At 68.6% G+C, this 12,618-nt stretch carries 11 protein-coding genes and 1 tRNA gene; 10 read left to right on the plus strand and 2 right to left on the minus strand.

What is annotated here, in order from left to right; translation table 11 throughout:
• Nucleotides 1-3 precede the first annotated feature (3 nt).
• Complete coding sequence (locus tag I5803_RS02390; RefSeq protein ID WP_196984822.1) at nt 4-732, plus strand: polysaccharide deacetylase family protein; 729 nt, start codon at nt 4-6, stop codon at nt 730-732.
• Nucleotides 725-1,879 carry a glycosyltransferase family 4 protein gene (locus I5803_RS02395; protein ID WP_196984823.1) on the plus strand — a complete coding sequence of 385 codons (1,155 nt, stop codon included), beginning with the start codon at nt 725-727 and terminating at the stop codon, nt 1,877-1,879. The genes I5803_RS02390 and I5803_RS02395 overlap by 8 nt, the downstream gene beginning before the upstream one ends.
• Nucleotides 1,880-1,883: 4 nt before the next feature.
• On the opposite strand, the gene msbA is transcribed toward I5803_RS02395, so the two are convergent.
• Together msbA and I5803_RS02405 are read right to left on the minus strand one after the other, a co-directional pair.
• A complete protein-coding gene (msbA, locus tag I5803_RS02400; protein ID WP_196988652.1) occupies nt 1,884-3,647 on the minus strand; it encodes a lipid A export permease/ATP-binding protein MsbA in 1,764 nt (587 codons plus the stop codon).
• Entirely contained in the window at nt 3,644-5,962 is a 2,319-nt protein-coding gene (locus tag I5803_RS02405) for an O-antigen ligase family protein (protein ID WP_196984824.1), read from the minus strand. The genes msbA and I5803_RS02405 overlap by 4 nt, the downstream gene beginning before the upstream one ends.
• Nucleotides 5,963-6,106: 144 nt before the next feature.
• Between I5803_RS02405 and I5803_RS02410 the strand changes: the two genes are divergently transcribed.
• From I5803_RS02410 to I5803_RS02445, 8 genes are all read left to right on the plus strand, one after another.
• Nucleotides 6,107-6,892 (plus strand): glycosyltransferase family 2 protein, encoded by a 786-nt coding sequence (locus I5803_RS02410; protein ID WP_196984825.1) that lies wholly within the window; start codon nt 6,107-6,109, stop codon nt 6,890-6,892.
• A 43-nt stretch (nt 6,893-6,935) separates the two neighbouring features.
• On the plus strand, nt 6,936-8,201 hold the full coding sequence (tolB, locus tag I5803_RS02415; RefSeq protein ID WP_231402536.1) for a Tol-Pal system beta propeller repeat protein TolB: 1,266 nt from the start codon (nt 6,936-6,938) through the stop codon (nt 8,199-8,201).
• 46 nt (nt 8,202-8,247) lie between these two features.
• On the plus strand, nt 8,248-8,781 hold the full coding sequence (gene pal, locus I5803_RS02420) for a peptidoglycan-associated lipoprotein Pal (RefSeq protein WP_196984827.1): 534 nt from the start codon (nt 8,248-8,250) through the stop codon (nt 8,779-8,781).
• A gap of 2 nt (nt 8,782-8,783) precedes the next feature.
• Nucleotides 8,784-9,584 (plus strand): tol-pal system protein YbgF, encoded by an 801-nt coding sequence (ybgF, locus tag I5803_RS02425; protein ID WP_196984828.1) that lies wholly within the window; start codon nt 8,784-8,786, stop codon nt 9,582-9,584.
• Nucleotides 9,581-10,360 (plus strand): tRNA threonylcarbamoyladenosine dehydratase, encoded by a 780-nt coding sequence (locus tag I5803_RS02430; protein WP_196984829.1) that lies wholly within the window; start codon nt 9,581-9,583, stop codon nt 10,358-10,360. Before ybgF ends, I5803_RS02430 begins: the two co-directional genes overlap by 4 nt.
• Nucleotides 10,361-10,386: 26 nt before the next feature.
• Nucleotides 10,387-10,462 (plus strand) — tRNA-Lys (locus tag I5803_RS02435).
• A gap of 236 nt (nt 10,463-10,698) precedes the next feature.
• Complete coding sequence (locus I5803_RS02440; RefSeq protein ID WP_196984830.1) at nt 10,699-11,172, plus strand: pilin; 474 nt, start codon at nt 10,699-10,701, stop codon at nt 11,170-11,172.
• A gap of 188 nt (nt 11,173-11,360) precedes the next feature.
• Nucleotides 11,361-12,608 carry a calcium-binding protein gene (locus tag I5803_RS02445; RefSeq protein WP_196984831.1) on the plus strand — a complete coding sequence of 416 codons (1,248 nt, stop codon included), beginning with the start codon at nt 11,361-11,363 and terminating at the stop codon, nt 12,606-12,608.
• Nucleotides 12,609-12,618 lie beyond the last annotated feature (10 nt).

The raw sequence follows: 12,618 nt of genomic DNA on the forward strand, positions 1-12,618 counted from the left end.
GCGATGCGACCGCCCATTCCCATCCTCACCTACCACCAGGTCGACGCCGCGCCGCCCGCGGGCTCGAATTACCGCAGTCTCGTCGTCTCCCCGGGCGCGTTCGCGCGGCAGATGCGCATGCTGCGCGCACTCGGCTATCGCGGCCTGTCGATGACGGCGCTGGAGCCCTACCTGCGCGGCGAGAAGTCCGGCAAGGTCGTGGGCATCACGCTGGACGACGGCTACGTGAACAACCTGGAGCACGCACTGCCGGTGCTGCGGCGCTTCGGCTTTTCCGCGACCTGCTACATCGTCAGCGGCCAGCTCGGCGGCTCGAACGTGTGGGACCACGCGAAGGGCGTCCCGCCCAAGCCGCTGATGGACGCCGCGCAACTCGGCGCGTGGATCCTCGGCGGCCAGGAAATCGGCGCGCACACGCGCAATCACGTCGACCTGCTGCAGGCGGACGATGCCCAGGCACGGGAGGAAATCGAGGGCTGCAAGCGGGATCTCGAATCGCGCTTCGGCGTGCCGGTGCGCCACTTCTGCTACCCCTATGGTTTTCACAGGCCGCAGCATGCGGCGATGGTGCGCGACGCCGGCTTCGCCACCGCGACCACGACGCAACGCGCACGCACGCGCGCCGGCGACGATTCCTATGAGTTGCCGCGCGTGCCGGTACTGCGCCAGACCTCGCTGCCCCTCCTGTGGATGAAGGTAGCCACCGGCTACGAGGACCGCCGGCGTGGATGACGCACCCGCGCGGCGCCTGCGCATCGCGGTGCTGAACCGGGTGTTTCGCGCTACCGGCGGCGGGGCCGAGTCCTATTCCATCCGCATCGTGCAGGAACTCGCGCAGCGCCACGACATCCACGTGGTCGCGCAGGAGTTCTCGCATGAATGGCCCGGCGTCATGCACGTGAAGGTGCCCCGGCTCTTCAAGCGCCCACGCTGGCTGAACCAGCTCTGGTATGCGCTGTGCAGCTGGCACGTCACGCGCCATGGATTCGACGTGGTGCACTCCCACGAAAACACCTGGCACGGCGACATCCAGACCATCCACGTGCGTCCGGTCCGCGGCGACCTGCTGGGCGCGAGCCGCGGCTGGGCCCGTGCGGGGCGCTGGGCGAAGATCGCCGCGAGTCCCCGGCTGCTGTCGAACCTCGCGCTCGAAGCGATGCGCTTCCGGGTGCGCCGCGGACGGCGCATCGTCCTCGTGTCCGATGCCCTGCGCGCGCAGTGCGTGGCGTCCTATCCGGACAGCGAAGCGGCCATGTCCGTGATCACGCCGGGCGTCGACATGGGCGCCGTCGCGGCTACGCAGGGCGCTTCCCGCGCCGCGCTCGGCCTGCCGGAGGAGGGCGAGGTGATCCTCTTCGTCGGGAACGATTTCGCGCGCAAGGGCCTGGGGACGCTGCTCGAGGCGGTGGCCGGGCTTCCTTCTTCCGCCACGCTCGCCGTGGTCGGCAGCGGCTCGGGCACGCCTTACCAGGATCGCATCCGGGCCCTCGGCCTGGAAGGGCGCGTCCTGTTCCTGGGCGTGCGGCAGGACATGGGACCGCTGTACCGCGCGGCTACCGTGCTCGCGCATCCCACCCTCGGCGACTCCTTTGCGATGGTGGTGCTGGAGGCCATGGCGCAGGGGTTGCCGGTGGTGGCCAGCGGTCCGGCGCACTGCGGCATCTCGACGATGCTGCGCGATGGCGGGGACGCCTTGTTGCTGGACGATCCGCGCCAGGCCGGGCCGCTGCGCGACGCGCTGGGCCGTATCCTGGACGATCGCGAGCTCGCGGCCCGCTTGAGCAGGAACGGCCTGCAGTTCGCCGCCGGCCACAGCTGGCGGGCGGCGGCACTGGCTTACGAAGCGCTCTACGCCGGGGCCGCGGCCGCCGCGGGCTGACGCATCACCCCAGCAGGTCGCTGGGCGAGGCCGGGTTGGACCCTTCGGCGGACGCCACGCTGTAGAGCCGGGCGTAGTGGCCGCCGCGGCGCAGCAGCTCGGCGTGCGAGCCTTCTTCGACGACACGGCCGGAGGCCATCACGAGGATGCGGTCCGCGTGCTCGATGGTGGAGAGGCGGTGCGCGATGATGAGCGTCGTGCGTCCGGCCATCAGCCGCTGCAGCGCGGACTTCACGGCCTGCTCCGACTCGGTGTCGAGCGCCGACGTTGCTTCATCGAGCACGAGGATCGGCGCGTCCTTGTAGATGGCGCGGGCGATCGCGAGCCGCTGGCGCTGGCCGCCCGAGAGTTGCCGCGCGTTATGACCCACCAGCGTGTCCATGCCCTGCGGCAGCGTGGCCACGTGCTCGCTCAGGTTCGCCGCCTCCAGTGCCCGGGCGATCCGCTCGCGGTCCACCGGCAGGCCGAGCGTGATGTTGGAGGCAATCGTGTCGTTGAACATCACCACTTCCTGGCTCACAAAGGCGAACTGCCGGCGCAGCGCGTTGAGGCGCCAGTCGTGGAGTTCCACGCCGTCCAGCAGGATGCGGCCGCTGCTGGGGACGACGAAACGGGGCAGCAGGTTCACCAGCGTCGTCTTGCCCGAGCCCGAGCCGCCGACGAGCGCCACCGTTTCCCCGGGCGCGACGCGCAGGCTCACGCTTTCGAGCGCGTCGCGCGCGCTGTCCTCGTAGCGCACCGTCACGTCCTCCAGTGCGATCTCGCCGCAGGCGCGCGCGGCCTCATGCGTGCCCTCGCGCTCCGGTTCGGTGTGTTCGATCAGGTCCAAACCCCGTTCCACCGCGGCGAGGCCGCGCGTGATGGGCGAGGCGGATTCGGAGAGGTGCTTGATCGGCGCGATCAGCATGAGCATCGCCGTCACGAACGCCGCGAAGCCGCCGACGGTGATGCCGCTCGTCGAGCTTTGCCAGAGCGCCGTGCAGATGACGGCGGAGAGGGCGCCGGCGGCAAGCATCTGCGTGAGCGGCGTCATGGCCGACGCCGCCACGGTGGACTTCATCGCGAGGCGCCGCAGTTCCCCGCTCAGCTGGCCGAAGCGCTCGCCTTGCGCCGCCTGCGCCTCGTGCAGGCGGACCACGCGATGCGCGAGCACGTTTTCCTCGACGACATAGGCCAGGCGGTCGGTCGCGTCCTGGTTGGCCTGCGTGATGCGGTGCAGGCGCCTGGAAAGCACCTTCATGACCAGGGCGACGCCTGGGAAGATCACCAGCACGATCAAGGTGAGCTTCCAGTTGATGTAGAACAGGTAGGCCATCAACGCGACGAGGGTCAGCGAGTCGCGGATCAGCGTCAGCATGGTCGTCACCAGCAAGGTGGTGCCGGTCTGCACTTCGTACACGACGGTGTTGGACAGCGCGCTGGCCGAGGTGTGCGCGAACAGCGACATGGGCGCGTCCAGCACGCGGGCGAACAGGCGGCCACGCAGCTGCACCATCGCCTTGTTGGCCATGTGGGCGAGCGAATACTGGGCGATGAAACCGGAGATGCCGCGCAGCCCGAACAGGCCCAGCAGCGCGAGCGGAACCAGCCACAGGTTGAAGTTCGCGCCCTGGAAGCCGTTGTCCAGCAGGGGCTTCATGAGCGCGGGGATGACGGGCTCGGTCAGCGCCACCACGCACGTGGCCGCAAGCAGGGCGGCGAAGGCGGGCCCGCAGCCGCGGAAGTAGGGCAGGATGCGCCGGATGCGCTGGGCTTGGTTGACGTTCAATGCGGGCACACGGCACTTTCTGTTCGCACGCGCAGGACCCGGCGCACGATGTCTTCGGGAGCGATGTCGGACACGCGTTCCGTGCCCGATACCAGGGCGCCGCCCAGGCGGTCGGTAGGCAGGCGCCACTGCGGCGCGATCCGCGACGAGAAGAGGCCCACCAGCTTCACCGGCGTGGTCACGGCCAGGTGCATGAGGCCGCCGTCCGGGCAGACCGCCACCGCGCATGCGCCCAGCAGCGAGCGCGTCTCGTCCAGGCTGAGCGCCCCGGTGAAATCCGCGATGTCGGCCTGGCCTTGCAAGGCCGACACCAGCGCCGCCGCGCGGGCCGCCCCGTTGTGGCTGCCCACGAGGACGAAGCTGCGCTGCCCGCCGGCCACCAGGCCGCGCACGACGCCGATCCAGCCCTCGTAGGTGCGGTCTTCGTGCACGCCCCCGATCGCCAGCGCGATCGATTGCGAGAAGTCACCCGGCGGCGGCGGGGCGGAGCCGTCGAGATCGCGCAGCTTCTGCGAGCCATGCGATTCCAGCCCGGGGGCGTCCAGGTCCACCCCGGCGAGGTCCGCGGCGCGCTGCGCGGCGAAGAGGCCGCGGTGGAAGTTCGGGCCGGTGAAGAATTCGTGGATCGACACCCAGGGAAGCTGCGGGAAGTGGCGGATCTTCTGCTTGAGCGGGCGGTGCTTGTTGCTCAGGATGAGCGCGCACGCATAGTCCGCCGCGCGGAAGCCCGCCGGGTCCGCGGACACCCGGGAGAACCACGGGTCGCCCTGGTACAGCCTCGCCACGAGCGCGGACGTGAAGAGATCGACCTCGTATCCGCGTTCGACGAGCAGCGAGCGGTGGGCGAGGTCCATGAGCCCGTCGCCGATCTGCTCCTCGCCGAAATAGATCCACAGCAGCTTGCGGCTGCCGGGCGGGAAGCGATCGAGCTTCAGGTCGTCCTGGCCCGTCATGCGCAGCACCACCCGGCGCCACGCGACCCTGCGCGCCACCTTGAGGCGCCCGACCGCCGCCAGGTAGGCGGGGCCGGATTCCGCCGGGACCGGCCGGCTGAGGGGCTGCGTCACCGACGCGAGCGCGAGGCGGTCGATGAGCGATCCCTGCGCGGGGGCGCCGGCGATGCGGCCGGGCGTGCCGGCCCTGGCATCGGAGAGCCCCAGCGCGAACAGCAGCCCGATGAGCAGGCAGAAGTAATCGCCGATGAGCGCATCGAACAGCGTGGAATTGAACAGGCAGACCATCGCCAGCATCACGACGAACGAGCGCGCGGCGGCGCCCGCATCGCGCGTGAGGACCCGGGCGTCGGCCTGCATCGCGTTGAGGAACAGGCAGAAGAGGGCGATGCCGCCGAGGCCCAGCTGCACGCCCCACAACAGGTATTCCTGGTGCGGATTGCGCAGGTGCGCGAACTCCGCGCGCAGGTCGACGCCTTCGAGGCGCAGGTATTCCTGGTTCCAGCTGCCCACGCCATACCCGGTGAGCGGACGCTCGCCGATCGCCTCGAGCGAGCGCTGCCAGAAGTTCAGGCGCGTGCCCGTGGACGACGTGGGCGAGCGGTCGCCGTCGACGTACGCCGCCGACTCCGATGCGACTTTGGCCATGCGCTCGCGAAACTGCGGCGCCGCGAGCGGCAGCGTGATCGCGACGACGGCCGACACCAGCAGCACCTTGGCCCGGTGCTGGCGCGGCAGCGCGGCGGGGATCGCCATCAGCAGCCCCGCGATGAGGGCCACGTGCCCGCTGCGCCCCGGCAGCAGAAACAGCACGTTGAGCGCGCACAACGCGCACACGAACCCGACCGCCATCCGCGCATGGCGGGAAGCGAAGCGGTCCCGCAGGTGCCAGCACAGCACCGCGAGGCCCGCGGTCATGATGGACTGGTCCAGGTAGGTCGAGAAGACGGCGCCCACCGCCTGGCGCTGCGCTTCGCCCTTGATCACCCAGGGCAGCTGCAGCCCCGTCGACAGCAGGTAGGAACTGAGGACGACGAAGCACTGCGCGCCGCCGTAGATCGCAAGGGCGATGGATGCCTCGCGGGGCGTGCGGATCAGCACCAGCACCAGCGGGATGACCAGCAGCTTGCCGTACTTGGCGAGCTCCGGCAGCGCGGTGAGCACGGGGACTTCGGTGTACGCGAGGCTCGCGCCGAGCGCGGCGAGCATCGCCACCACCAGCCAGGGCGATCGCACGGAGCGAAGGCGCTCGAGCGGGCGGCCAGACGCGACGGCAGATGCCAGCAGGGCGAGGCCGAGCGCGAGCACCAGGGCCTTGGCGACGTTGAGCGCGGCCAGCGACACGGGAACGGAGGCGGCCATCAGGTACACCGGCCAGGGCCGCAGGCCATTCCAACTCGTTCGATCCGTCACGCGCTCCGCCTCGTCATTCGCCAGCCCGGATTATGTCCGGCGCCCGGGCGATGGGCCAAAATAGCCGCCTCGACCGCCAACCCCTCACCATTCATGGCCCGTATCTCCGCCTACATCATTGCCTACAACGAAGCCGCGAAGGTTGCCGATGCGATCCACAGCGTGCAGTGGGCCGACGAGGTGGTGGTGGCGGACTCCAACAGCACGGACGGCACGATCGAGATCGCGCAGTCGCTGGGCGCCCGCGTGGTGCAGATCCCCTTCGAAGGCTTCGGCAAGCTGCGCAACGACGCGGTCGCGGCCTGCACGCACGACTGGGTCTTCAGCCTCGATTCGGATGAACGGTGTACGCCGGAAGTAGGCGCCGAAGTGCGCGCGCTGGTGGAAAACCCGCAGCACGGCGCCTATTTCGTGCCGCGGCGAAACTTTTTCCTGGGCCGCGAAATCCGTCATTCAGGCTGGTACCCGAACTACCGCCAGCCGCAGCTGTTCCGCAAGGAGGCCATGAAATACGAGATGAGCCCCGTCCACGAAGGCTACGAGCTCGCCCCGGGCGTTACGGCAGGTTACCTGAGCAACGCCATCTGGCAGCTGCCATTCAGGGATTTGTCCGAATCCCTCAGTAAGATGAACCGCTATTCGACGCTGGGCGCCACGAAGCGCCGGCAAAGCGGCTCGAGCTACGGCAAGGCGTTGACGCATGCCGTGTGGGCCTTCTGGAAGCACTGGCTGTTCAAGCGCGGTTTCCTGGACGGCTGGGCAGGCTTCATCATCGCGCTCTCGTATTTCGAAGTGACGTTCTACCGCTACGCCAAGGCGGTGGAGCTGGAGCACCAGGCGCAGTGGGCCGCCGGCTGGAAAGACATCCTGAAGCGTTGAGGCAGTTTGAGAAAAGGACGAAGCATTCATGAGTGAGACATCGATGAAGCGCCGTGCGTGCGTGGCGGGCCTGCTGATGGCGCCGGTGGCCGGGGCCCTGGCGCAGTTCCGTGTGGAAGTGACCGGCGTGGGCCTGACGCAGCTGCCCATCGCCATCGCGCCGTTTCGCGGCGAGGCCGACGCGCCGCAGAAGATCGCCGCCATCGTGCAGGCGGACCTCGAGCGCAGCGGCCAGTTCCGCATCGTGGACGCCGCGGGCGCCGCGTTCGACGAAAACAGCCGCCCCGACATGACGCCCTGGCGCCAGAAGGGCGCCGACTCGCTCGCCGTCGGGGGCATGAGCCGACTGGCGGACGGCCGCTACGACGTGCGCTTCCGCCTCTGGGATGTGGTGCGCGGCCAGGACGCCGCGGTATTTGGCCAGGTGGTGACGGCGGGGGACCTGCGCGTCGAGGCGCACCGCATCGCCGACGTCATCTACGAAAAGCTCACCGGGCAGAAGGGCATCTTCTCGACGCGCATCGCGTACGTGACCAAGGCCGGCACGCGCTACAACCTCTGGATCGCCGACGCCGACGGCGAGAACGCACAGAGCGCGCTGTCGAGCAGCGAGCCCATCATCTCGCCGGCGTGGTCGGCGAACGGGCAACAGATCGCCTATGTGTCGTTCGAATCGCGCAAGCCGGTGGTGTACGTGCACGAAGTGCTGACGGGCAAGCGCCGGCTGATCGCGAATTTCCGCGGCTCCAACAGCGCGCCCGCGTGGTCGCCCGACGGGCGCACCCTCGCCGTCACGCTCAGCCGCGACGGCGGCTCGCAGCTCTACACGATCGATGCGAACGGCGGCGAGCCGAGGCGCCTCACGCAATCGGCCGGCATCGACACCGAACCCGTCTACGCACCGGACGGGCGCAGCATCTATTTCGTGAGCGACCGGGGTGGGGCGCCGCAGATCTACCGCATGCCCAACACCGGCGGAAATCCCGAGCGCGTGACCTTTACGGGGAGTTACAACATCTCGCCCACGGTGAGCCCCGACGGGCGCTGGCTGGCCTACATTTCCCGCATCAACGGCGTGTTCAAGCTGCAGGTCATGGAGCTCGGCAGCAACAACGTCCAGTCCATCACCGACACCACCGCCGACGAAAGCCCCAGCTTTGCGCCCAACGGACGCCTCATCGTCTATGCGACCCGGCAGAACGGCCAGGAGGCGCTCATGACGACCACGCTCGACGGCAAGATCAAGGCGCGTCTGGCGGGCAAGGGCGGCGACATCCGCGAGCCCGACTGGGGCCCGTTCCAGAAATGAATCCGCATCGAATGAATTCTTGAATTTTTGTTTTGGAGGTAATCGAATGATCAAGCGAATGAACCTTGCAATCGGCGCCGCGGCCATGGCCCTGGTCATGGCCGGCTGCTCCAGCGTTCCCCTGGACCAGCCTCCCGTCGAGGACAAGAAGATCGGCACCTTGCCGCAGCAGCCCGGCGGCGGGGGCACGCAGAGCAAGGTGGAGCCCGTGGTCACCGACAACGCGGGACTCACCAATCTCGGCCCGCAGAACGTCGCGCGCGTGATCCTGTTCGACTACGACAGCTACGTCATCAAGCCCGAATACCAGAGCATCGTCGACGGCCACGCGCGCTGGATGAAGGCCAACCCGTCGCGCAAGCTGAACATCGAAGGGCACACCGATGAGCGCGGCGGCCGCGAATACAACCTGGCCCTCGGCCAGAGGCGCGCCGAGGCCGTGCGCCGCGCGCTGACGCTGCTGGGCGTGCCCGATGCGCAGATGGAGGCCGTGAGCTTCGGCAAGGAAAAACCGGCCGCGATGGGCAGCGATGAATCGGCCTGGGCGCAGAACCGCCGCGCCGAGTTCACGTACCGCTGAAGATGCGCACGATCGCTGCCCTCACCCGCGCGCCGGCCGTTCGCGGCGCACTCGCGGCCGCCGCGGCCGTGCTCTGCCTGGGCGCCAGCACCGGCGCGTCGGCGGCCCTCTTCGAGGACGACGAAGCGCGCCGCGCCATCCTGGACTTGCGCCAGCGCGTCGAGGCGATGCGCATGGCCGGCGAACGCACGGCGGAGGACCAGCGCCAGGAAGCCGCGCAGATGCGCCGTGCCATGCTGGACCTGCAAAACCAGATCGAGCAGCTGCGCGGCGAAGTCGCGCGGCTGACGGGGCAGAACGAGCAGCTGGTGCGCGAACTCGCCGAGGCGCAGCGCCGCCAGCGCGATCTCGCCACGAGCGTCGAGGAACGGCTGCGCAAGGTGGAACCGGCCAAGGTGTCCGTCGACGGACGCGAGTTCATCGCGGATCCGACCGAGGGCCGCGATTTCGAGGCAGCGCTGGCGCTGTTCCGCAAGGGCGACTTCCCCGCGGCGCAGGCCGCATTCGCCGACTTCATCAGGCGCTACCCGCAAAGCGGCTTCCGTCCCACGGCCCTCTTCTGGCTCGGCAACTCGCAGTTCGCCAACCGCGACTACCGCGGCGCCATCGCGAATTTCCGCGCGCTGCTGCAGCAGGCGCCCGACCATCCGCGCGCGCCGGAGGCGGTGCTGTCGATCGCCAACTGCCAGATCGAGCTCAAGGACAACGCCGCGGCGCGCCGCACGCTCGACGAACTCATCAAGGCCTATCCGCAGTCCGAAGCCGCGCAAGCGGCCAAGGAGCGCCTGTCCAAGCTGCGGTGACGCACCTCGACGAAGCCGCCGACCTGCAGCGCCGCTTCGGTGGCCTGGAGCGGCTCTACGGTGTGGCGGGTGCCGGCGCGATGCGTGCGGCGCACGTGGCCGTGGTCGGCATCGGCGGCGTGGGCTCCTGGGCTGCGGAGGCGCTGGCGCGCAGCGGGGTGGGGCGGCTCACGCTGATCGACCTGGACCACGTGGCCGAATCCAACATCAACCGGCAGGTGCATGCACTCGCGGGCACGCTGGGGCAGGCCAAGGTCGAAGCCATGTCGCAGCGCATCGCGCAGATCAATCCGACCTGCCGGGTGCTGGGCATCGAGGAATTCGTCGAGCCGGGCAACTGGCCGGGGCTGCTCCCAGAGGGTGTCACCGCCGTCATCGACGCCTGCGACCAGGTGCACGGCAAGGTGGCCATCGCGGCATGGGCGTTGCAAAGCCGCAGCGCCCTGGTCGTGGTGGGCGCCGCGGGCGGCAAGCGCCTTGCGCACAAGGTCGACGTCGACGACCTCGCCCACACCACGCACGACCCCTTGCTCGCGCAGCTGCGTTATCGCCTTCGCAAGCTCCACGGCGCGCCGCGCGAGGGCAGGAAGATCGGTGTCACGTGCGTCTTCAGCCGTGAGCCCGTGGCCCCGCCCGACCCGTCGTGCGCCATCGAGGGCGACGGCTCGCTCAATTGCCATGGATACGGCTCGGTGGTGAGCGTCACGGCGACCTTCGGGCAGTGCGCCGCGGGTGTCGTGCTCGATCGCATCGCGTCGAGCGCGAAGACGGCCTGACAGCAGGCTATAATCACGGGCTTTGCGGGACGTTAGCTCAGTTGGTAGAGCAGCGGACTTTTAATCCGTTGGTCACAAGTTCGAATCTTGTACGTCCTACCATGATCCTCGAAGGGACGCCTCCCATGGCGTCCCTTTTTTTCGCCTGTCCCGTACGCGCGCGAGGCGGATTTAATCGCGCAAAAGTCCCCCGCCTCGTCATTCGTGTCATTAATCGAGCGCGGAATGTCACGCATCCGATGAAAGGGGCCCGCAGCGCTCCCAAACACCGGCATTCCTCGTGGCACGGCAATTGCGCTACCTCATGGCTTTTTCAATCAACCTACTGGAGAACCTCGATGAAGCGTCAACTGCAACAGGGCTTTACCCTGATCGAACTGATGATCGTTGTCGCGATCATCGGTATCCTGGCCGCGGTGGCATTGCCCGCCTACCAGGACTACACGAAACGCGCCAAGATGTCGGAGGTCGTGCTCGCGGCCTCGGCCTGCCGCACCACCATCACGGAGGTGTACCAATCGGGCAGCACTACGCCGGCCGCCGATGGCTGGGGCTGTGAGTCTTCCTCGCAATCGAGCAAGTACGTCAAGAGCATCCACACGGATTCGAATGGCGTCATCACCGTGGAAGCCACCGGCTTCAACGACACCAACATCGACGACAAGAAGATCACGCTGACGCCCTGGGCGACGGACACGGTCACCTCCGCCGTCCCCGCCAACCTCGGCGGCGCGGTGTTCAAGTGGGTTTGCGGCCCCGCCGCCACCAACGGCGTCCTGCCGAAGTACCTGCCGGGCTCCTGCCGCGGCTAAGCTGACCTGACCGTCAGCCTCGAAGGAGCGGCCTCTGCGGAGGCCGCTTTTTTTTGCGCCGCGAATCCAGCGTGTGGCCGCTCTCCTACACGGGGTCGGTCCTTGCGGCGCCGGGAAGGTGGCATGCCACCGACAAACTGGTGGCGCGAAGCTCAGCAGACTGGGCGCGCAACCACCCGAACACATCAATGACCCTTGTCACATCCCACGGCCAGCGTATCTCCGACGCGGACATCGCCTACTACTTCTCGCGCCATCCTTCCGACGCCCAGGTGGCGAACGACGCCGCGGGCTTCGGTCTCACCGCGGATCAGCTCGCCTACGCCTTGAGCCTCGGGCGCGGGGCCTCCATCAGCGCGTCGATGGTGCGGGGATGGGTCGCGACGCCGGGCAGCGGCTATACGTGGGCGGCGGACGGGACGCTCGCGCACAGCACGACGACCGAGCTCACGCAGCGCCTTTCCGGCACGCTCGATCTCACCGGCCTTGCGGGCCCCCAGACCTTGAAGCTGGATGCCGGCTATGCGGCGGCGCAGGTCAAGGGGCTCCTCACGGGCGGGACCATCGAATCGGACGCCGCTGCGACGGGCAACATGACCGTGACCCTGGCGGATGCGACGCACGGCAACGACCAGCTCACGCTGAAGCTTGCTGCCCCGGGCTCCGCCGACTTCAAGACCATCGATGCGCCGGGCGTCGAAACGCTCGATCTCGTCTCGACCACGACGAGTGCCACGCCGGCGTCCGTCACCAACACGCTCACGCTGTCGACGACCGCGCACACCACGCTGAACATCACCGGCAATGCAGCCCTGGACCTGTCCCCCGGCTGGCAGATCGCCCTGATGTCCGTGAAGACCGTCGCCGCGGCCACGTTCGACGCGGGGCTGCACGTCTACCTGTACGGCAACACCAACGACCTGGCGATCGGCGTGGGCGGCGGCAACGACATCATCGTCGCGGGCTTCGGCAACGACACGATCGCCGCCGGCGCGGGGGACGACATCATTTTCGCGGGCCGCGCATCCGACGTCGTGGATGCGGGCCCCGGCAACGACTGGATTCGCGGCGGACCCGCCAAGGACGTAATGACCGGTGGCGCCGGCGTGGACACCTACGCCTACGTCTATGCCTATGAGTCTTCGGACAGCACGGGCGTGGACATCGTCACGGACTTCACGGGCGGGCCCGGCGGGGACCTGCTCGACTTCACCGCGCTCACGCATGGCGCAGCCACCTTCATGGGCAACGTCAGCGGCGCGGCCGCGGTCGATGCCGCCCTGCACGCTGGCGCGATCCGCGCGGTGTTCGACACGTCCACGTCCCTGCTGCACGTGGACCTCGATGCGAACGGCATGCTGGACGCCACCAACGACATCGCGATCCAACTGACGGGCGTAAGTTCCTCGCTCACCGCGGCGAACTTCATTTTTTGACGGTTGTGCA

It is taken from the genome of Caenimonas aquaedulcis (assembly GCF_015831345.1).
Lineage (GTDB): Bacteria > Pseudomonadota > Gammaproteobacteria > Burkholderiales > Burkholderiaceae_C > Ramlibacter > Ramlibacter aquaedulcis.